The organism is Streptomyces griseomycini (assembly GCF_014203535.1).
Lineage (GTDB): Bacteria > Actinomycetota > Actinomycetes > Streptomycetales > Streptomycetaceae > Streptomyces > Streptomyces griseomycini.
The window spans coordinates 277,924-298,707 of record NZ_JACHJI010000008.1; the positions used below are offsets into that span (position 1 = coordinate 277,924).

Annotated in this window: 18 protein-coding genes; 4 read left to right on the forward strand and 14 right to left on the reverse strand. The window is 70.7% G+C overall.

Annotation, left to right across the window (positions count from 1 at the left end; all coding sequences use genetic code 11):
• Window positions 1-110: 110 nt before the first annotated feature.
• Window positions 111-1,472 (reverse strand): Pup--protein ligase, encoded by a 1,362-nt coding sequence (pafA, locus tag FHS37_RS23750; protein WP_184824565.1) that lies wholly within the window; start codon window positions 1,470-1,472, stop codon window positions 111-113.
• Between the two features lie 9 nt (window positions 1,473-1,481).
• Entirely contained in the window at window positions 1,482-2,741 is a 1,260-nt protein-coding gene (locus tag FHS37_RS23755; protein ID WP_184824567.1) for an MFS transporter, read from the reverse strand.
• Between the two features lie 65 nt (window positions 2,742-2,806).
• Here FHS37_RS23755 and FHS37_RS23760 point away from each other — a divergent pair, with 65 nt between their 5' ends.
• Window positions 2,807-3,862 (forward strand): LacI family DNA-binding transcriptional regulator, encoded by a 1,056-nt coding sequence (locus FHS37_RS23760; protein ID WP_184824570.1) that lies wholly within the window; start codon window positions 2,807-2,809, stop codon window positions 3,860-3,862.
• A gap of 412 nt (window positions 3,863-4,274) precedes the next feature.
• Here the strand turns inward: FHS37_RS23760 and prcA are convergent, their stop codons facing one another.
• The 6 genes from prcA to arc form a co-directional block, all read right to left on the reverse strand.
• Window positions 4,275-5,033 (reverse strand): proteasome subunit alpha, encoded by a 759-nt coding sequence (prcA, locus tag FHS37_RS23765; protein ID WP_184824572.1) that lies wholly within the window; start codon window positions 5,031-5,033, stop codon window positions 4,275-4,277.
• Between the two features lie 63 nt (window positions 5,034-5,096).
• Window positions 5,097-5,942, reverse strand: coding sequence for a proteasome subunit beta (gene prcB / locus FHS37_RS23770; protein ID WP_184824574.1), 846 nt, complete (start codon window positions 5,940-5,942; stop codon window positions 5,097-5,099).
• Window positions 5,894-6,172, reverse strand: coding sequence for an endonuclease domain-containing protein (locus tag FHS37_RS23775; RefSeq protein ID WP_268254579.1), 279 nt, complete (start codon window positions 6,170-6,172; stop codon window positions 5,894-5,896). Before FHS37_RS23775 ends, prcB begins: the two co-directional genes overlap by 49 nt.
• Before the next feature lie 27 nt (window positions 6,173-6,199).
• Window positions 6,200-6,418, reverse strand: coding sequence for a ubiquitin-like protein Pup (locus FHS37_RS23780; protein WP_166461633.1), 219 nt, complete (start codon window positions 6,416-6,418; stop codon window positions 6,200-6,202).
• Between the two features lie 190 nt (window positions 6,419-6,608).
• Complete coding sequence (dop, locus tag FHS37_RS23785; protein ID WP_364719590.1) at window positions 6,609-8,120, reverse strand: depupylase/deamidase Dop; 1,512 nt, start codon at window positions 8,118-8,120, stop codon at window positions 6,609-6,611.
• Window positions 8,121-8,351: 231 nt separating this feature from the next.
• Window positions 8,352-10,118, reverse strand: coding sequence for a proteasome ATPase (arc, locus tag FHS37_RS23790; RefSeq protein ID WP_184824576.1), 1,767 nt, complete (start codon window positions 10,116-10,118; stop codon window positions 8,352-8,354).
• 245 nt (window positions 10,119-10,363) lie between these two features.
• Here arc and FHS37_RS23795 point away from each other — a divergent pair, with 245 nt between their 5' ends.
• A complete protein-coding gene (locus tag FHS37_RS23795; protein WP_184824578.1) occupies window positions 10,364-10,669 on the forward strand; it encodes a ferredoxin in 306 nt (101 codons plus the stop codon).
• A gap of 79 nt (window positions 10,670-10,748) precedes the next feature.
• Here the strand turns inward: FHS37_RS23795 and FHS37_RS23800 are convergent, their stop codons facing one another.
• The 3 genes from FHS37_RS23800 to FHS37_RS23810 all read right to left on the reverse strand — a co-directional run bounded on the left by FHS37_RS23800 (window position 10,749) and on the right by FHS37_RS23810 (window position 14,264).
• Window positions 10,749-11,327, reverse strand: a complete 579-nt coding sequence (locus FHS37_RS23800) for a hypothetical protein (RefSeq protein ID WP_184824580.1) — start codon at window positions 11,325-11,327, stop codon at window positions 10,749-10,751.
• 224 nt (window positions 11,328-11,551) lie between these two features.
• The gene (locus tag FHS37_RS23805; RefSeq protein ID WP_184824582.1) at window positions 11,552-12,454 is read right to left on the reverse strand and encodes a tRNA (adenine-N1)-methyltransferase; all 903 of its coding nucleotides are present in this window, start codon (window positions 12,452-12,454) and stop codon (window positions 11,552-11,554) included.
• Window positions 12,455-12,512: 58 nt separating this feature from the next.
• Window positions 12,513-14,264, reverse strand: coding sequence for a site-2 protease family protein (locus FHS37_RS23810; RefSeq protein ID WP_184824584.1), 1,752 nt, complete (start codon window positions 14,262-14,264; stop codon window positions 12,513-12,515).
• A 261-nt stretch (window positions 14,265-14,525) separates the two neighbouring features.
• Between FHS37_RS23810 and FHS37_RS23815 the strand changes: the two genes are divergently transcribed.
• Together FHS37_RS23815 and FHS37_RS23820 are read left to right on the forward strand one after the other, a co-directional pair.
• Window positions 14,526-15,500 (forward strand): RecB family exonuclease, encoded by a 975-nt coding sequence (locus FHS37_RS23815; RefSeq protein ID WP_184824586.1) that lies wholly within the window; start codon window positions 14,526-14,528, stop codon window positions 15,498-15,500.
• A 14-nt stretch (window positions 15,501-15,514) separates the two neighbouring features.
• Window positions 15,515-16,186, forward strand: coding sequence for a response regulator (locus FHS37_RS23820; RefSeq protein WP_184824588.1), 672 nt, complete (start codon window positions 15,515-15,517; stop codon window positions 16,184-16,186).
• Between the two features lie 91 nt (window positions 16,187-16,277).
• Here FHS37_RS23820 and FHS37_RS23825 read toward each other — a convergent pair whose 3' ends face one another.
• The 3 genes from FHS37_RS23825 to FHS37_RS23835 all read right to left on the reverse strand — a co-directional run bounded on the left by FHS37_RS23825 (window position 16,278) and on the right by FHS37_RS23835 (window position 20,679).
• The gene (locus FHS37_RS23825) at window positions 16,278-17,864 is read right to left on the reverse strand and encodes an ABC transporter substrate-binding protein (RefSeq protein WP_184824590.1); all 1,587 of its coding nucleotides are present in this window, start codon (window positions 17,862-17,864) and stop codon (window positions 16,278-16,280) included.
• A gap of 67 nt (window positions 17,865-17,931) precedes the next feature.
• Window positions 17,932-19,536 carry an ABC transporter substrate-binding protein gene (locus tag FHS37_RS23830; protein WP_184824592.1) on the reverse strand — a complete coding sequence of 535 codons (1,605 nt, stop codon included), beginning with the start codon at window positions 19,534-19,536 and terminating at the stop codon, window positions 17,932-17,934.
• A 441-nt stretch (window positions 19,537-19,977) separates the two neighbouring features.
• Window positions 19,978-20,679: an HAD family hydrolase gene (locus tag FHS37_RS23835; protein WP_184824594.1), complete on the reverse strand. Its 702-nt coding sequence runs from the start codon at window positions 20,677-20,679 to the stop codon at window positions 19,978-19,980.
• Window positions 20,680-20,784: the final 105 nt, after the last annotated feature.

Below are 20,784 nucleotides of genomic sequence, written 5' to 3' on the forward strand. Positions count from 1 at the left end.
GTGAATGGCGTCCGCGCAACTCTACGGCGTGAGAAGGGCGCCGTACGGTGTAACGTACGGCGCCCGTGTGACGTTCCGGGAATTTTCGGATCCCTGGCGGAACGCGCGGCTCACATTCCGGCGATCAGCTTCTCCACCCGCTCGTCCACCGAACGGAACGGGTCCTTGCACAACACGGTCCGCTGGGCCTGGTCGTTGAGCTTGAGGTGGACCCAGTCGACGGTGAAGTCCCGGCGCTGCTCCTGGGCCCGCCGGATGAAGTCCCCGCGCAGCCGGGCCCGGGTGGTCTGCGGCGGGACCGACTTGCCCTCGAAGATCTTCACGTCGTTGCAGATCCGGGCCGCCTGCCCCTTCTTCTCCAGCAGGTAGTACAGGCCACGACGGCGGTGGATGTCGTGGTAGGCGAGGTCTATCTGCGCGACCCGCGGATGCGACATGGTCATGTTGTGCTTGGCCCGGTACCGCTCGAGGAGCTTGTACTTCATGACCCAGTCGATCTCGGTGCCGATGCGGTCGAGGTCCTCGGACTCGATCGCGTCCAGCGTGCGGCCCCACAGCTCCAGCACCTGCTCGACGGTGCCGGTGCGGATGCCGCGGCGCTCGCAGAAGTCCAGCGCCTTCTCGTAGTACTCGCGCTGCACCTCCAGCGCGGAGGCCTCCCGGCCGCTGGCCAGGCGCACCTTCCGCCGGCCGGTGATGTCGTGGCTGACCTCGCGGATCGCCCGGATCGGGTTCTCCAGGGTGAGGTCGCGCATCACGGTGCCCGCCTCGATCATGCGCAGCACCAGGTCGGTGGCCCCGACCTTGAGCAGCATGGTCGTCTCGGACATGTTCGAGTCGCCCACGATGACGTGCAGACGGCGGTAGCGCTCGGCGTCCGCGTGCGGCTCGTCCCGCGTGTTGATGATCGGCCGGGAGCGGGTCGTCGCCGAGGAGACGCCCTCCCAGATGTGCTCGGCCCGCTGGCTGACGCAGTACACGGCGCCGCGCGGCGTCTGCAGCACCTTGCCGGCACCGCACAGCAGCTGGCGGGTGACCAGGAACGGGATGAGGATGTCCGCGAGCCGGGAGAACTCCCCGTGCCGGGCCACCAGGTAGTTCTCGTGGCACCCGTAGGAGTTGCCCGCCGAGTCGGTGTTGTTCTTGAAGAGGTAGACGTCGCCCGCGATTCCCTCCTCGTGCAGGCGTCGTTCCGCGTCCACCAGGAGTCCCTCGAGAATGCGCTCGCCGGCCTTGTCGTGGGTGACCAGTTCGGTCACGTTGTCACATTCGGGTGTGGCGTATTCCGGATGTGACCCCACGTCGAGATAGAGGCGGGCGCCGTTCCGCAGAAAGACATTGCTGCTTCGGCCCCATGACACGACACGGCGGAAGAGGTACCGCGCCACCTCGTCAGGCGACAGACGGCGCTGTCCCCTGAACGTGCACGTGACGCCGTACTCGTTCTCCAGCCCGAAAATGCGGCGGTCCATGAGGGAACATTACGCCCGATCCCCCGAACTGAAACGGGGTTCGACAGCACGATTCGGATCATTTTCCGAGCGGGCCGCAACCACCGCTGTTCCGGCGGGAACTGCCAATACCCGTCCGGTGGCGATCAAAACCAGCAGCGACACGCCGCCCGCGGCCCCCGGCACGGCGAACCCCCACAGCGCCCCGCCCGCCTCGACGACCGGACCCGTGAGCCCCGTCCCGACCGACGCGCCCACGGTGAACGTCGTCACCAGCCAGGAGAACGCCTCCGTGACCGTCCCGCGCGGCGCGTGCCGGTCGACCAGGACGAAGGCGCAGGCGATGACCGGGGCGAGGAAGAGGCCGGCGACCACCGTGAGCAACGTCATGGCCACCACGCCCGGCATCAGGACCAGCGGCAGGTAACACACCGCCAGAAGGGCCACCAGCACCTGAAGTCGCCGCGCGGGTTCGCCGAACCACTGCCGCGCCCCGTACACCGCGCCGCCGATGAGCGCACCGAGGCCCAGGCCCGCCATCAGCCAGCCGTACACCCGGTCGCCACCGTGGTCGTCCGCGTACGACACCGCCGCCACGGTGATGGACCCCAGCGCGATCCCCACGAACAGGAAGGCGCCCAGCAGCGCGAGCAGCCCCGGCGAACGCAGCGCGCCCAGCCAGTGCGCCTCGCGCGGCGCCGACCGCCACGCGCGCGAGGGCGGCGAGACGACCACGGACAGGGCGCCCAGCACCCCGATGACGTTCAGCACGAGCAGCGCGGCCTGGGCCGACCACAGCGAGGTGCACACCGTCACCAGCAGCGGCCCGACGGTGAACATCACCTCCTGCGCCACGGCGTCCATGGCGTACGCCCGGTGCACCTGGTCCTCCTTGGGCAGCACCGAGGCCCACAGGGCCCGCAGACCGCCCTCCAGGGGCGGTGTGAAGAGCCCCGCGGCGGCCACGGCGCCCCAGGCCACCGCCGCCGGTTCGGTCCCCACGAGGGCGAACACGGCCATCGCCAGCGCCGACAGCACGGCGGCGGGCAGCTGCACCCGCGGCTGCCCCCGCAGGTCCACCAGCCGTCCCAGCACCGGCTGCCCCACGGCGTTGGCGACGCCGTACACCGCCGCCAGCGCACCGGCCAGGCTGTACGTACCGCCCTCGGCCCGCACGAACAGCACGATCGCGATGGCGGCGGTCGCATTGGGCAACCGGCCCACCAGGGTGCCCGCGAGCAGCCGGGTGGCGTGCCGTGCCCGGAGGATCTCCAGGTATCCCGTGGCCATGCCGAGCCCTCCACTCATGCTCGTTCGTCGAGGTTTTACGTATAACGAGTCCGTCCATACGTACCATGTCCGCTGTTCACCAGTCCAGACGAAGGAGCGGCCCGACGGTGGCACGAGCCAGCACCCGCCCCACGAGCCGGGACGTGGCCCGGGCCGCCGGCGTCTCCCAGGCCGCGGTCTCCCTGGTCCTCGGCGACAAGTGGCGCGGCCGGGTCTCCCAGGCCACGGCGCAGCGCGTCCGCGAGGCCGCCCGCACCCTGGGCTACCGCCCCAACCTCGCCGCCCGCAACCTCCGCCTCGGCCGCACCCGCACGGTCCTCCTGGTCGTCCCCGCCCTCACCACGGAATTCTTCGCGGGCGTCTACACGGGAGCCGCCCGAGTAGCCTCCGAGCACGGCTTCGGCGTGGTCCTCTACCCCTCCCCCGAGGGCATCGGCCCCGCCCGCGACCCCTTCGCCTCCGCCCAGGCCGCCCTGGACGGCGTCATCGCCTCCTCCATGGCCGCCGAAGCCCTCACCGCGATCCGCGGCGACCAGCTCCCCCTGGTGATGCTGGACAGCGACCCCGACGGCCCCACGGGCGCGGCCACGGTCAACCTCGACATCGCCGACGGCGTCCGCCAGGTCACCGACCACCTCCTCGCCCTGGGCCACCGCCACTTCCTCCACCTGGCCGCGGACGTGGCCTCCTGGACCTTCGAGGTGCGCGCCCGCGCACTCGCGGCCCGTCTCCGCGAGGTCCCCGGGACCTCCCTCCGCACGACGAGGTCCCCCATCTCCATCAAGGGAGCGGAGGCCGCGGCGCACGCCGCGCTCCCCGCTCCCCACCGCCCCACCGCCGTGGTCTGCGACGACGACCAGCTGGCGGCCGGCACCTACAAGGCGGCCCGCCGCCTGGGCCTGCGCGTTCCCGACGACCTCTCCGTCACCGGGCTGGACGACCTGGCCCTGGCCACCGCGATCGACCCGGAACTCACCACGGTCCGCCTGGACGCGGAACTCTTCGGCGAACGCGGCATGCGGGCCCTCCTCGCCGTCCTGGACGACCGCACCCCCGAGGCGGGCGACATCCCGGTCGAGCTGGTGGTGAGGGGCTCGACGGGCCCGGCGAGGGCCGACTGAGCGAACGGCTGCCGACCGGCGCCGGCGCGCGGGTGCGCAGCCCGGCGCTGACGGGGTGCCGCCGCGCCCTCGGCTGAGCGGCAGCAGCGCGCCGCCCGGCGCGCGAGGGCGGCGGTGGGCGCCCGTCGGCCGCCCACGGCGGGAAGGGAGCGGGGCGGGGTGGCCGCCCGCGGCGGCCGGCGCGCCGACACCAGCGCTTCCACCGAGTCACCGGTCCCGCGCCGGACCGAGGACGGACACCTCCGACGCGGCCCCGACCCACCCACCGGACCATGGGCGCCGGCTGCCCGAGCCCCCGCCGAACCGAAAGCCGCGCCGCAGGCCTCGGACCCGCGCCCCCACCCACCCGCACACGCTGCGCGCCCCGGCCGACCGACCGGGGCGCTCAGCGAAACCTCGGGTGAAGCCGGGGCTACTCCACGTCTCCCCCGGACTCGGTGTCCGCTTCCGCCTCCGACGCCGTCTCCGCGCCGCCGGCCTCCAGCAACCGCGACAACTGCCGCCCGGTGATCCGCTTGAACTTCCGCTTCTGCGGCCGCGTGCGGTCCAGCACCGCCACCTCCAGCCGCTCCGCGGGAATCTCCCGCTCGCTGCCGTTGGTGTCCCGCGACAGCGACTGCACGGCCAGCTTCAGCGCCTCCGCCAGCGTCATCCCGTCCCGGTGCCGCTGGTCCAGGTACCCGCTGATCTGCTCCGCGTTGCCCCCCACCGCCACCGAGCCGTGCTCGTCCACGATGGAGCCGTCGTGCGGCAGCCGGTAGATCTGGTCCTGCTCCGGGGTCTCCCCGACCTCGGCCACCACCAGCTCCACCTCGTACGGCTTCTCCCCCACGCTGGAGAAGATCGTGCCCAGCGTCTGCGCGTACACGTTCGCCAGGCCCCGGGCCGTCACGTCGTCCCGGTCGTAGGTGTAACCCCGCAGGTCGGCGTAGCGCACGCCCCCGATCCGCAGGTTCTCGTACTCGTTGTACTTGCCGGCCGCGGCGAAGCCGATCCGGTCGTAGATCTCGCTGAACTTGTGCAGCGCGCGGGACGGGTTCTCACCGACGAACACGATGCCGTCGGCGTACTGCAGCACGACCAGGCTGCGGCCACGGGCGATGCCCTTGCGGGCGTACTCCGCCCGGTCGGCCATCGCCTGCTGGGGTGAGACATAGAACGGCGTCGACACCGGTTATCCGTCCCTTTCTGTCGAAGTCACTGGACCACCCTGAACAACCGAACCCGCCCGCGCCTACAGCAGCGCCGCCCGCGGACCGTCCGGCTGCTCCAGCCGCCGCTCCAGCACGGACCGGGCGATCCCGGACGCCTCGTCCTCGGTCAGCCGGCGGAAACCGTCCTCGGTGATCACGGTGACGATCGGGTAGATCCGGCGGGCGACATCGGGACCACCGGTCGCCGAGTCGTCGTCTGCCGCGTCGTACAGGGCCTGCACCACCAGCGTGGTGGCCTCGGCCTCACTCAGGTCGTCCCGGAACAGCTTCTTCATCGCACCGCGCGCGAAGATCGACCCGGAACCGGTGGCCGCGTACCCCTGCTCCTCCGAACGTCCGCCCGTGACGTCGTAGGAGAAGATCCGCCCCTTCTCCCGGTCCACGTCGTACCCGGCGAACAGCGGCACCACGGCCAGCCCCTGCATGGCCATGCCCAGGTTCGAGCGGATCATCGTGGACAGCCGGTTCGCCTTGCCCTCCAGCGACAGCTGCGCGCCCTCGACCTTCTCGAAGTGCTCCAGCTCCAGCTGGAACAGCTTCACCATCTCCACGGCCAGACCCGCCGTACCGGCGATCCCCACCGCCGAGTACTCGTCCGCCGGGAACACCTTCTCGATGTCCCGCTGCGCGATGACGTTGCCCATGGTGGCCCGCCGGTCACCGGCGAGCACGACCCCGCCGGGGAAGGTGACGGCCACGATCGTGGTGCCGTGCGGCGCCTCGATCGCGCCCTGGACGGGCGGCAACTTCCTCTTGCCGGGCAGCAGTTCCGGCTGGTGCTCGGAGAGGAAGTCCATGAAGGAGGAGGATCCTGGCGTCAGGAAGGCAGCAGGGAGACGCCCGGTGCTACGAGTGTTGGCTTCCACGCGATTCCTTCCACGTATGCGGCAGCCCGCCTTATGGCATCGGGCCGATCCTTGAACTGCCCCAGCACGGCATGACGGCTGAAGCACAGTACGCCACGGACCCTACCCGTCTTGTGGCGGTGATCCACATGCGCTGCGGGGGCCGGCGAAGGCCGCTCGCGGCACGGACCCGCCGCACCGCGAGCAGCCCTTCGTCCTCTGCTCTTCCTGCACCCACAGCCCCGACACACGACCTTCGGATCGAAGGCCGAAGCGGCCTACTGGCCACCCTTCTGAACGAAGGACCGCACGAAGTCCTCGGCGTTGGCCTCGAGGACGTCGTCGATCTCGTCGAGGACGTCGTCCACGTCGTCGCTCAGCTTCTCGTGACGCTCCTTGAGGTCCTCGGAAGCCTGCGCCTCCGCCGCCTGCTCCTCGACCTCCTCCGTGGACCGGGTGGCCTTCTGCTGTCCGCCGCCGGTGTCCTTGGTCGCCATCACCCTCACCCCGCTCGGTTCGCCCGACACAGTTGCTCGGTCAAGATCAGACCCTACAAGCCGGGTCCGACAATGCCCCCGCAGTTGCTCCAACGTACGGGGACCATCTCGATGGTTCCCGGCCCCGGGGTCTTCCACCCTGTCCGGCCGGACCTCACCGATGATCCGTGGATACCCACTCAGCCCCGGCTCACCCCCCGGACAACACCCTGACCAGGTCTTCCGCCGTGCGGCAGCGGTCCAGGAGCGCCTTGACGTGATTACGCGTTCCGCGAAGCGGTTCCAGGGTCGGGACCCGCTGGAGCGAGTCCCGGCCCGGCAGATCGAAGATCACCGAGTCCCAGGAGGCCGCCGCGACGTCGTCCGCGTACTGCTCCAGACACCGTCCGCGGAAGTACGCGCGGGTGTCCTCCGGAGGCGCCGTACGGGCCCGCTCGACCTCGGCCTCGTCCAGCAGCCGCTTCATCCTGCCCCGGGCCACCAGACGGTTGTACAGGCCCTTGTCGGGGCGTACGTCGGCGTACTGGAGGTCCACGAGGTGCAGTCGGGCGGCGTCCCAGTCCAGGCCGTCCCTGCGCCGGTAGCCCTCCATGAGTTCCCGCTTGGCGACCCAGTCCAGCTCGCCGGCCAGGCTCATCGGGTCGTTCTCCAGGCGGGTGAGGGTGTCCTCCCAGCGCGCCAGGACGTCCTTGGTCTGCTCGTCGGCGTCCGCCCCGAAGCGTTCCTCCACGTACTTGCGGGACAGCTCGAAGTACTCCATCTGGAGCTGGACCGCGGTGAGCGTCCGCCCGCTGCGGAGCGTGACGAGCCGCTTCAGCGACGGGTCGTGCGAGACCTGGTGCAGGGTGCGGACCGGCTGGTCGACCGCCAGGTCCACCGCGATGAAGCCGTCCTCGATCATCGACAGGACCAGGGCCGTCGTGCCCAGCTTGAGGTAGGTCGAGATCTCCGACAGGTTGGCGTCGCCGATGATCACGTGCAGCCGGCGGTACTTCTCCGCGTCGGCGTGCGGCTCGTCGCGCGTGTTGATGATCGGGCGCTTCAGCGTGGTCTCCAGGCCCACCTCGACCTCGAAGTAGTCCGCGCGCTGACTCAGCTGGAAGCCGTGCTCGTGGCCGTCCTGGCCGATGCCGACGCGGCCGGCGCCGGCGAAGACCTGCCGGGAGACGAAGAACGGCGTGAGGTGGCGCACGATGTCCGAGAAGGGGGTCTCCCGCTTCATCAGGTAGTTCTCGTGCGTGCCGTAGGACGCGCCCTTGTTGTCGGTGTTGTTCTTGTACAGGTGGATCGGCTGGGCACCGGGAAGCTGCGCGGCCCGCTCCGCCGCCTCGGCCATGATCCGCTCGCCGGCCTTGTCCCACAGGACGGCGTCGCGCGGGTTGGTGACCTCGGGGGCGCTGTACTCCGGGTGGGCGTGGTCGACGTAGAGCCGCGCGCCGTTGGTGAGGATCACGTTGGCCAGGCCGATGTCCTCGTCGGTGAGCTGGCTGGCGTCGGCGGCCTCGCGGGCGAGGTCGAAGCCTCGCGCGTCGCGCAGCGGGTTCTCCTCCTCGAAGTCCCAGCGGGCCCGGCGGGCCCGGTGCATCGCCGCCGCGTAGGCGTTCACGATCTGGGACGAGGTGAGCATGGCATTGGCGTTGGGGTGGCCGGGGACGGAGATCCCGTACTCCGTCTCGATGCCCATTACTCGCCGTACGGTCATGCGGCCCTCCTTGCCCGGCGGCGTCCCCGGTCGGGGGCGCTGCTGTACCGCTGGCGCTCCGGTGCGTGTGCGGTGCCCGTCCCCGCACTGCGCGACTCGGCGGTACGGACGAGCCTAGAACGCCTTCGCCCTGGTGGGGAGATCATTTGCGTCATTGCTGTGCTCCAGCCGTGGCCCGAAAAGCAGTCGGCTGCGGGTACCCGCCGTGGGCACCCGCAGCCGCCCTGGCTTTTACAGGTACTGACCGGTGTTCGCCACCGTGTCGATGGAGCGTCCGGTGTCCGCACCCTGCTTTCCGGTGATGAGGGTGCGGATGTAAACGATCCGCTCGCCCTTCTTCCCGGAGATGCGGGCCCAGTCGTCCGGGTTGGTGGTGTTGGGCAGGTCCTCGTTCTCCTTGAACTCGTCCACGCAGGCCTGGAGCAGGTGGGAGACGCGGAGGCCCTTCTGGTTCTTCTCGAGGAAGTCCTTGATCGCCATCTTCTTGGCGCGGCCCACGATGTTCTCGATCATGGCGCCGGAATTGAAGTCCTTGAAGTAGAGGACTTCCTTGTCGCCGTTGGCGTAGGTGACTTCCAGGAAGCGGTTCTCCTCGGATTCGGCGTACATTTGTTCCACGGCGGTCTGGATCATGCTCTGGACCGTCATGCCCTTGTCGCCGCCGTGCTCGGCGAGGTCGTCGCCGTGCAGCGGGAGGCGCTCGGTGAGGTACTTGCCGAAGATGTCCTTGGCCGCCTCGGCGTCCGGACGCTCGATCTTGATCTTCACGTCCAGGCGGCCGGGCCGCAGGATGGCGGGGTCGATCATGTCCTCGCGGTTGGAGGCGCCGATCACGACCACGTTCTGCAGGCCCTCCACACCGTCGATCTCGGCGAGGAGCTGCGGGACGATGGTGTTCTCCACGTCGGAGCTGACGCCGGAGCCACGGGTGCGGAAGAGGGACTCCATCTCGTCGAAGAAGACGATGACGGGGGTGCCCTCGCTGGCCTTCTCCCGGGCCCGCTGGAAGACCAGGCGGATCTGCCGCTCGGTCTCGCCGACGTACTTGTTCAGCAGCTCGGGGCCCTTGATGTTGAGGAAGAAGCTCTTGCCGGCGGCCTGGCCGGTGACCTCGGCGACCTTCTTGGCCAGCGAGTTGGCGACGGCCTTGGCGATGAGCGTCTTGCCGCATCCGGGGGGCCCGTAGAGCAGCACGCCCTTGGGCGGCCGCAGTTCGTGCTCCTTGAACAGGTCGGGGTAGAGGTACGGCAGCTCGACCGCGTCGCGGATGGCCTCGATCTGGTTGCCGAGGCCGCCGATCTGCTCGTATCCGATGTCGGGGACCTCTTCGAGGACGAGTTCCTCGACCTCGCTCTTGGGCACGACCTCGTAGACGTACCCCGAGCGGGGCTCCAGGAGCAGGGCGTCGCCGGGGCGGATGGTGACGTCCAGCAGCGGCTCGGCGAGCCGTACCACCCGTTCCTCGTCGGTGTGCCCGAGCACCAGGGCCCGCTCGCCGTCCTCCAGGATCTCCTTGAGGGTGACGATGTCGCCGACGCGCTCGAACTCCATGGCCTCGACCACGTTGAGCGCCTCGTTGAGCATCACTTCCTGGCCGCGCCGGAGCTCGTCGAGCTCGACGCTGGGGCTGACGTTCACCCGGAGCTTGCGGCCGCCGGTGAAGATGTCGGCCGTGCCGTCCTCGTTCGCCGCGAGGAAGACCCCGAAGCCGGCCGGGGGCTGCGCGAGCCGGTCGACCTCCTCCTTGAGGGCCACGATCTGGTCGCGGGCCTCACGGAGCGTGCCCGCGAGTCGTTCGTTCTGGGCGGACACGCCAGCCAGGTTGGTCTGCAGCTCGACGATCCGCTCTTCGAGAATCCTCGTGTGTCGCGGAGAGTCGGCGAGCTTGCGTCGCAGGACGGCGATCTCCTGCTCAAGGTAGGCGATCTGCCCGGCCGGGTCGTCGGACCCGCGTCCCGGGCGGATGCCGCGGTTCATGTCGTCGTCGTGGGCTGCCACGGTCCTCACCTCCTCCAAGGGGAGCTGGACGCTTCCAGACCCTACCTGGGCGGGTGTCGATTGAAACCCCTAGATCACAAAGACGGTCGGGGTGTGTCCGATCTTCACCCTTGCGCTCTCCCTCACGCCAGGGGAATACCCACGGAAGATGATTGGAACCCAGTCACAGGTAGGGTCGACGTGTTCAACACCCGTCGGAGCTGGCCGGATTCCCGTTCGGTCCGACGCAGGAGACGGCAGGAGAGATGAGCGTGCAGCAGGAGGCCGGAGTCGACGGCGAGGCCCTGGAGGTCTGGATCGACCAGGACCTGTGTACCGGTGACGGCATCTGCGCCCAGTACGCGCCCGAGGTGTTCGAGCTGGACATCGACGGTCTGGCCTACGTGAAGAGCCCGCAGGACGAGCTGTTGCAGGACAGGGGCGCGACAACCCCCGTACCGCTGCCGCTTCTCACGGATGTGATCGACTCCGCGAAGGAGTGTCCGGGCGAGTGCATCCACGTGCGTCGCGTTTCGGACAGCGTCGAGGTGTACGGACCGGACGCCGGGTGACCGGTACGGCACGACGCGTCACCGTCGTCTGATTTCTCACACTCTGGGGTGCGCGCCCCGACGCACGCCCTCGCGCGGGTCACACGCTCCTGGCGCCGGACGGGACGGACCGCACGAACGCGCCGTTCTCCCACCGCCACTTCACGCTCTCGCGCACGTCGGGGCAGCAACTGGGGACGTCGGCCGACGAGTAGCCGAGGAGTGCGACGGTGACGTCGCCGTCACGTACGGCGAAGTCGTCGACGTTGGTGCGGTCCTTGGGGTCGACGAGGGTGGCGACCACGCGCGGTACGGTGCTGCCGGCGGCCTGGGTGAGGACGTAGACGCCGTCGGGCGGGGTGCCCATCGGGGCGTCGCAGTGGACGACCGCCACCGTCTCCGGGCGTCCGTCGCCGTCGAGGTCGCCGGAGGCCTTCTTCTTCACCACGACGTCCACCGGGCCGCACTCGAGCGGGAACTCGACGGCCGCCGGGTCGGGCGGGGCGATGTGGGCCGGGGCGCTCTTCGTCCGCGGTCCGGGCGCCTGGGCCGCGGTCGCGGCGTCGGGCTGCAGCACCGCGGAGAGGGCCACGACGCCGGCGACGGCCGTGGCGGTGGCGACCCAGTGGATCGGGCGGGTGTGCGTGTGGGCGAGCTCCGGGACGGCGGAAGACTGCACGAGGAGTGTCTCCTGTGAGGGCTGTGCCGGTGGGGGTGGCCAGCATCGTGCCACACGTCACAGTACGGGGGAACGGCGGGGGTGTGCAGTTCCCGCGCGAGGGGGAACCGGGACGGGTTGCGGTGGCCGCCTCCGCGTCAACGCGAGAGCACCGTGGCGCAGTTCCCGGGATCCGCCGGGAACTGCGCCACGGTGTTTGTGCGTTGTGAGGGTGGCGGGCCGTCTCAGCGGGCGGTGCCCGCCTCGGCGTTGGGTCCCGTGTAGTCCTCGCCGTAGGCGCCCTTGGCGGGGCGGCGGCGGCGCATGGGCGGCTCGACGCCGTCGGCGAGGCGGCGGGCGGTGAGCAGGAAGCCGGTGTGGCCGATCATCCGGTGGTCCGGGCGGACGGCCAGGCCCTCGATGTGCCAGTTGCGGATCATCGTCTCCCAGGCGGTCGGCTCGTTGAAGCAGCCGATCTCGCGGATGGACTCGACGGTCCGGGCGAGCTGGGTGGTGGTCGCGACGTAGCAGCACAGGATGCCGCCGGGCACCAGCGCCTTGGAGACGGCCTCCAGGCACTCCCAGGGGGCGAGCATGTCGAGGATGACGCGGTCGACGTCGGTGTCGGACAGGTTGTCCTGGAGGTCGCCGACGGTCAGCTGCCAGGCCGGGTGCGGGCCGCCGAAGTAGCGCTCGACGTTCTGCCGGGCGATGTCGGCGAAGTCCTCGCGGCGCTCGTAGCTGTGCAGCATGCCCTGGTCGCCGATGGCGCGCAGCAGGAAGCTGCTGAGCGAGCCGGAGCCGACGCCGGCCTCGACGACGCGCGCGCCGGGGAAGATGTCGGCGAAGGCGAGGATCTGCCCCGCGTCCTTCGGGTAGACGACGGCTGCCCCGCGGGGCATGGACAGGACGTAGTCGGGGAGCAGGGGGCGCAGCGCGAGGTAGGCGACGTTCCCGGTGGTGCGGACAACGCTGCCCTCGGGAGCGCCGATCAGTTCGTCGTGCGGGAAGGAACCCTTGTGGGTGTGGAAGTTCTTCCCGGCCTCGAGCGTGAACGTGTAGTGGCGGCCCTTGGGGTCGGTCAGCTGAACCTGGTCCCCGACCTTGAAGGGCCCGCGCCTGCGGGCGGCACCGGTCGGTTCGGACATGTGACCAGCCTACCGGTCCCGGCGGGGGCCGCCGACCACGCGGGCCGCTCCGCGGTGGCTAGGAGGGACGGGCCATGGCCTTGACGAAGGCGCGCTCGACGTCGGCGGCGGACAGGACGCCGTAGATCTCTCCGGTCTCCTCGACCACCAGGTACTCGGTGGCGGGGGTGGCGCGCAGGGCGTCCAGGAGCTCCTCGCCCGCGAGCTCGGCGGAGACGCGCATGCCGTCGGTGAGGTCCTGGGCGAGCCCGCCGACGGGCACCCAGGGGCGGCGGTGCTCGGGTACGCCGACGATGGCGGCCTCGCGGACCAGGGAGAGGGGGATGCCGTCGGCGTCGACGACGACGAGGGCGCGGGCGCCGGCGGCGTTGGCGCGGCGCAGGGCCTCGGAGAGCGGGGTGTCGGTCTCGACGGGGACGGCGCGGCGGGTGAGGGTGCGGGCGCGCAGTTCGGGCAGGTGCTCGCGCAGCCGGGCCATGCGGAGGCTGTTGCCGGCGCCGGTCCAGATGATCGCGGCGAGGATGGCGGCGAGCAGCGCGTCCAGGACGGTGTCCATGCCGACGTTGTCCACCGCGTCGGAACCGAGGGCCCCGGACTGGGTGAGCAGGGGCAGGCCGATCAGGACGGAGAGGGCGAGGGCCCGGCCCACCCAGGCGGCGGCGACGGTGCCGGTCATCGGCTTGCCGCTGAGCTTCCAGACGACGGCGCGGAGCATGCGGCCGCCGTCGAGGGGGAGGCCGGGCAGGAGGTTGAAGACGGCCACGATGAGGTTGGAGATCATCAGCCCGGCCAGCAGGACGCCGGGGACGGAGCCGGGGTCCACGGCGAGCAGGGCGAGGTAGAACAGGCCGGACAGGACGAGGGAGAGCAGCGGGCCGACGAAGGCGAGGACGAATTCGCGGCCGGGTGTCTCGGCCTCCTTCTCGATCTCGGAGACGCCGCCGAAGAACTGGAGCTGGATGCGGCGCACCGGGAGTTTGAAGCGGAGGGCCGCCAGGGTGTGGGCGAGCTCGTGGACCAGCACGGAGGCGTAGAAGGCGACCGCGAAGAACAGGGAGACCAGGTAGCTGGCGGCGCCGAGCTCGGGCAGCACGCGGTCGATCTGCCCGCCGAACACCCAGGTGATGAGGATGGCGACGAGGAACCAGCTGGGCGCGACGTACACGGGCACCCCGAACGGCCGTCCCATCAGCAGGCCGCGCTGCTTCTCCTGGGGCCGTTGCGGCGCGGGGGCCTTGTCGCTGCCGGAGTGGGCGAGCGTGCGGTCGGCGTGCCGGTGGGGCGAGGGGGCGCCGGCCTGGTGTCCGGCTCCGGGGGTGCCCTCCCGGGTGGCCCGGGGGCCGGGACCCGTGACGTGGTGGTCGGCGGGCGGGGTGGCCCGCGGGTCCGGGGTGCCGGGGACGGGGGTGTCGGCCCCGGCCGCCGGGCCGCTCCCGGACGCCCCGGGCACGTGCGCGGGTCCTCGGTCCCCGGAACCGGCGCCCTCGTTCCCGCCGTCGCCGCCCCGGCCGGGCCCGCCCGCCACCGGAGTCCGGGCGGCGGTCGTGTCCCTGCCGTCGGCGGACGGGTGGCCGGCGGAAGGGCCGGCTGCGGGGGGCCGTCCGGCGGCAGGCCCGTGGGACGCCGGGGTGCCGTCGGGCAGGTCACCGGGGCGGTGGCCGGCCCGCTCGTCGGCGGCCCGGCCCGCGGTGGTGGAGCGGTCACCGGCCTCGTGGGGGGCGTCGTCGGTGGCCGGGGCCCCGGGTCCCGTGTGCTCGGCCGACTCGTCGTTGCCGGACCGCGGCTGCCCGCGCCCGCCGCTTACGTCCACCGGTGTCCCCTCGTTCGCTGCGTCTCCCGCTCCTGCCGGGCGGGAGGGTCCTGAGTCGATGGTATGCGGCCTTCGCCGCCCGTTCCGCCCCGGCACCCCTGTGGCTCCCCGTCCGTCGTCGCGCCTCCCGCTTCCCTCCTTTCCCCCTCTCCCTTCGGTCACCCGGCCCCGCCCCCCTGTCGCACCGACCGTCCTCGGCTCGTCCACGGGCGCCGGCCGGGTGTGGGGCACTGTCGGTGCCGGGCCGTAAGGTCTGTGGGCATGGAGACGAGCACCGAGGGCGCGTCGCGCCCCGACAGCAGCCCGGCCGCGGCGGCCGATCCGCCGGTCACGGCCGGTCCGGCGGCAGCGACGGCGGACACGGCCGTGGTGACCGGGGCCCCCGCCACACCGCCCGCCTCGCTGTCCCCCTCGCGTGCGAGCGACTTCATGCAGTGCCCGCTGCTGTACCGGTTCCGGGTCATCGACCGGCTGCCGGAGAAGCCGAGCGAGGCGGCGACCAGGGGCACCCTGGTGCACGCGGTGCTGGAGCGCCTCTTCGACGCCCCGCCGGCCGAGCGCACCGCGCCGCGCGCGAAGGCGCTGGTCCCGGGCCAGTGGGACCGGCTGCGGGAGTCCCGGCCGGAGGTCGCGGAACTGTTCGCCGACGACCCGGAGGGCGAGCGGCTGGCGCGTTGGCTGGCGGAGGCGGAGCGGCTGGTCGAGCGCTGGTTCACGCTCGAGGACCCGAGCCGGCTGGAGCCCGCCGAGCGGGAGCTGTTCGTCGAGGCCGAGCTGGACTCGGGGCTGAGGCTGCGCGGCATCATCGACCGGGTCGACGTGGCGCCCACCGGCGAGGTGCGGATCGTCGACTACAAGACGGGCAAGGCGCCCCGGCCGGAGTACGCCGAGGGCGCGCTGTTCCAGATGAAGTTCTACGCCCTGGTGATCTGGCGGCTGAAGCGGGTGGTCCCGCGCCGGCTCCAGCTCGTGTACCTGGGCAGCGGCGACGTGCTGACGTACGACCCCGTCCCCGCCGACCTGGAGCGGGTCGAGCGCAAGCTGCTCGCGCTGTGGGACGCGATCCGGACGGCGACCGAGACGGGTGACTGGCGTCCGCGCCCCACCAAGCTGTGCGGCTGGTGCGACCACCAGGCGCACTGCCCGGAGTTCGGCGGCACTCCCCCTCCGTATCCGCTGCCGGTGAGGGCGGCTGACTCCGGCGGGGCCCAACAGGGCAGAATGGGGCCGGACTAGCGAAGGAGACTTACGTGGCCATCCGCGTCCTACTGGTCGACGACCAGCCGCTGCTGCGTACGGGCTTCCGGATGATTCTGGAGGCGGAGCAGGACATCGCGGTCGTCGGCGAGGCCGGGGACGGCCTCCAGGCCCTGGACCAGGTGCGGGCGCTGCAGCCCGATGTGGTGCTGATGGACATCCGCATGCCGCGGATGGACGGGGTGGAGGCGACCCGGCAGATCACCGGTCCCGAGCGGAACGGTCCGGCGAAGGTGCTGGTGCTGACGACGTTCGACCTGGACGAGTACGTGGTGGAGGCGCTGAGGGCGGGCGCCAGCGGCTTCCTGCTGAAGGACGCCCCGGCGGGCGAGCTGGTGCAGGCGATCCGTGTGGTGGCCGCCGGGGAGGCGATGCTCGCGCCGAGCATCACGCGCCGGCTGCTCGACAAGTACGCCACGCACCTGCCGTCCGGTGACGAGCCGGTGCCGGACACGCTGCACACGCTGACCGACCGCGAGGTCGAGGTGCTGAAGCTGGTGGCGCGCGGACTGTCCAACGCGGAGATCGCCGCCGACCTGTTCGTCAGTGAGACCACCGTCAAGACGCACGTCGGCCATGTCCTGACCAAGCTGGGGCTGCGCGACCGGGTACAGGCCGCGGTCTACGCCTACGAGAGCGGGCTGGTGCGCCCCGGCGCGCAGTGAGGCGGCCCGCCCGGTCACCGTACGGGACGTGACGGCGCAGAGGGCGCCCCCTTCCGTGGAAGGGGGCGCCCTCTGCGCGCGTGCGGCGGGCTCAGCCCTTGCTCAGCTCCCAGAAGCGGAACACGGTCGAGGCGTCGAGGCAGTACTCCAGGCCGTAGACGTCGTCACGGACGACCGCGTACTGCTTGGCCTGCCAGACGGGGAGGACCGGCAGTTCCTCGGCGACGACGTCCTGGAGCCGGCCGAACTCCTTCTCGGTGGCGGAGCGGTCGCTCTGGGCGGCGGTGCGCGGGATGAGCGAGCCGGTGATGGTGTCGTTCTCGTAGTTGTTGTTCAGCACGTTGCCCTTGCCGAAGAAGGGACCCGTGAAGTTGTCGGCGTCCGGGTAGTCGGGCACCCAGCCCTTGACGTAGACGCCGTACTTGCCGGCCTCGATGTCCTTCTCGTACTGCTCGAAGTCGACGGACTTCATCTCGGCGTCGAACAGTCCGCTGGCGTTGAGCTGCTTGGCGATCGCGGCCAGTTCCTGGTCGGTGGCGGGGCCGTAGCGGGACGGGGTGGACCACAGGGTGAGCTTCACCTTGCCGGTGATGCCCTCCTCCCGCAGCGCGGCGGCGGCCTTGGCCTTGGACGGGCGGGCGCCGTAGGTGTCGAAGAAGGTGGTGTTGTGGCCGTTGATACCGGCCGGGATGATCGAGTACAGCGGGGTGGCCGTGCCCTCGTAGACCTCGTGGATGAGGGCGTCGCGGTCGAGCAGGTAGGCGATGGCCCTGCGGACGCCGAGCTTTCCGGCGACCGGGTCGTCCATGTTGAAGACCAGGTGCTGGACTTCGGCGCTGCTGCCCTCGATGACCTCGATGGCGCCGGTGCCGTCGTCGGCCTTCTCGATGTCGGTGATGGCCTCGGCGGTGAGGCCTCGGTAGGCGATGTCCACCTCGGCGTCCTGGACGGCCTCCTTGAGGGCGTCCTGGTCGCCGTGGAAGAACTTCAGCGTCACGCCGGAGTTCCGCGTCTCGTCGACGGCGCCCTTGTAGTGCTCGTTGACGGAGAAGACGGCCTGGTCCTCGCCGAACGAGTCCAGCTTGTAGGGGCCGGAGCCGACCGCCTCGCCGTCCTCGCGCAGCCCGTCCGCGTCGTACTGGCGGTGGTCGACGATGGAACCGGCACCGGAGGCGATCTTGCTGGGGAAGGTGGCGTCGGGCGTGTTGAGCCTGAAGACGACCGTCTTCTCGTCCGGCGTCTCCACCTCCTCCAGCATCGGGAACATGATCGCGGGACCCTCGGGGTCGTTGATCTTCAGCATGCGGTCGAAGGAGAACTTCACGTCCTTCGAGGTGAGCGGGTCACCGTTGCTGAACTTGAGCCCGTCCCTCAGAGTGCACGTGTACACCTTGGTCTCGGTGTCCGTGAACTCGCAGCTCTCGGCGGCCTCCGGCTCCGGCTCGGTGGCCCCCTTGGGGAAGCTGAGCAGCGACTGGAAGACGTTGTTGAACAACAGCCAGGAGCCGGGGTCGTAACCGGAGGCGGGATCGGTGGCGAGGACGTCGTCGGACATTCCCACCACGACGTTGGAGCCGTCGGCCCCGGAGCCGCCGTTCTCCGATCCGCAGCCGGTCAGCAGGCCGGAGGCCAGCCCCGCCACGATCGGCAGGACCGGCCACTGGTTGCGCAGGTTCACGTGTGTGCCTTTGTCGTCGGTTCGATGTTCCGGGCCGCCCTCCCCCGGCCCGGAACGGGGCGATCCGTCAGCCGCTCACACCACGGCCGAGCTCCCACAGCTGGAGGGTGGAGGAGGAGTTGAGCGCGTAGGCGGTACCGGTGATGTCGTCGTGTGCGGCGACGTACTGCTTGCCCTGCCACAGCGGCAGCACCGGGACGTCGTCCGCCACGATGTCCTGAATGTCCGTCAGGCTGCCGGAGGCGGACAACCGGTCGGCCTGGCGACGGGACTGCGGGATCAGCTCGTTCCGGACCTTGCCGTTGGCGTACGGCGAGCCGAGGAAGTTGTCCTCGTCCAGGAACGGGGCGAGGAAGTTGTCCGCGTCGGGGAAGTCGGGGAACCAACCCATGCCGTAGACGTCGTACTCGCCCTTCTGCCCGGCCGGGCGGAAGGTCTCCCAGGGGGTGCCCTCGATGTCGACGTCGAACAGGCCGCTGTCGTTGAGCTGCTTCTGGAGCTGCTCGAACTCCTTCTTCGTGGCCGGACCGTAGTGGTCGGTGGTGTAGTGCAGCGTCAGCTTGACGGGGGTGGTGACGCCGGCCTCGTTCAGCAGCTTGCGGGCCTCGGCGTCGCTGGGCTCGCCGTACGTGTTGAAGAACGAGTTGGAGTGGCCGGTGATGCTCGCCGGGACCAGCGAGTACAGCGGCTCGGCCTGGGAGCCGTAGACCTTGGCGACCAGCTCGCTGCGGTTGATGACCTGGGCCATCGCCTGGCGGACCGCCTTGTCCTTCACGGACTCGGCCTCGGTGTTGAAGGCCAGGTAGCGGATCTCCAGACCGGGCATCTCGACCAGGTCGACCTCGTCCTTGGCGTTGCCCGCGAGCTCGCGGATCTGCTCCGGCGACATGGAGCGGGACATGACGTCGATGTCATTCTTCTCCAGCGCGGCGCCCATGGCGTCGGCGTCCTCGAAGGAGACGATCTCGACCTTGTCGTTGTTCACCTCCAACGCCCCCTTGTAGGAGGGGTTCTTGGTGAACGTCGCCCGGACCATCCGCTCGCCCTCGACCTTCGCCTCCAGGGTGTACGGGCCCGAGCCGTCCACCTCGAAGCCCTCGCGCAGCCCGCCCTTGTCGTAGTCGTCCGAGTTGACGATGCCGGCGACCGGGGTGGAGAGCTTGTACGGGAAGGTGGCGTCGGCGGTCTTGAGGTGGAAGATCACCTCGCGGTCGCCCTGCGTCTCGACGGTGTCGATGGTGGACAGCAGCGCGGACACACCGCTGTCGGCCTTGATCGAGCGGGCGCGGTCGATGGAGAACTTCACGTCGGCGGCGGTCATCTCGTCGCCGTTCGCGAACTTCAGGCCGTCGCGCAGGGTGCAGCTGTAACGCTCGTTGCCGGCATCGGTGAAGCCGCAGGACTCGGCGGCCTCGGGCACCGGCTCGCCCTCGCCGCGCGGCTGGATCATCAGGGTCTGCACGGTCTGGCGCAGGATGTTCCAGGTGCCGACGTCGTAGGCGTAGGCCGGGTCGAGGGGCGCGGGGGCGGCCTTCGAGGCGGTGAACCGGTCCGTGGTGCCGACGGTGATCGCGTCGCCGTCGCCGCTCCCGCCCTCGGTGTCACCACAGGCGGCGAGCACCGGCGCGAGCAGGCCCATCGCGGCCGCCAGCACCAAAGTCTTGCGGTTCATGCTCGAGTTTCTCCAGGACTGTCGACTCCGTGTATCCGGCACGCAGGGTGTTGCAGCGGCTCACGGGGTAGGGGTGATGTTCTCGCGACGAGGTTAGTGCGCGCCCGCAGGAGGGCTCGCAGCCACCGGAGTTGAGGTGCCATCACGCAGTGAAACCAGGTGTGAACGCACCGGCAGATGTGACCGGGGAAGGATTGGTGCAGCTTCTCACCAAACGGGACACAAGGGCGCACCGATGAACACCGAAAAGGGGTGGACGGCACATGCCGACCCCCCTGTCGACCCCCTCCGGCGTGGTGAACATCACATGTGAAAACGGGTTCGACGGCACCGGAATTCAGCCATCGGCAACGGAGCGAATTCTTTCGGACACCTGTCCGGGGGCGCGGGTGCGAGCGATGTGAATTCCGGCCCTAACGCTGCTGCACGCTGGGTGAACGCCTAGAGCATTTCCGTCATCAGGCCGCGCAGAAATGTCAGGTCGACGACTTCCAGCGAGGGGACGACGGTGCGCCGGACGGCCGGGGCGATCGGGGCCACGGAGGGCACCGCCACGACCTGGCAGCCCGCGGCCTCGGCGGCGGCGACGCCGGTCGCGGTGTCCTCGACGACGGCGCACCTCAGGGGGTCCGCACCGAGCCCGGCGGCAGCCGCCAGATACGGGTCGGGGTGCGGCTTGGTGCGCGGGACCTCGTCGCCGGCGACCGACAGCGCGAAGTGCTGCGGGCCCAGCCTGGCCAGCACCCGGTCGATGATGCGCCGGTGCGAGGCGGAGACGAGGGCGGTGGGGATCTCATGCTCGGCCAGTTCGGCGAGCAGCCGCGCGGCGCCCGGCATCAGCGGCAGGGCGTGGTCGATGCGGTCCTCGAAACCGTCGTTGAGCAGCACCGTCAGCTCGGCCAGGTCGATGTCGGCCCCGGTCGCCTCGATCAGGAACCCCGCGCTGCGGCTCATGGGGCCGCCGACCACGACCTGGCGCCAGGAGTCGTCGAGGGTGTGGCCGAGGGAGGCGAAGACCTCGCACTCGACGTCCCACCAGAAGCCCTCGGTGTCCACCAGGGTGCCGTCCATGTCCAGGAGCACGGCCTGCAGGGCCGAGCCCTCGGTCGTTCTGGTTCCTAGCGCGGGGACCGTGCTGGTCATCCACGTACCTCCTTCACAGGGACGATCAGGCCGGTTCCCTCGCGGGAACCGGCCTGCAGTGGACCGACCAGTGTACGTCGTGCGCGCAGCACGTGCCTCCTGCCG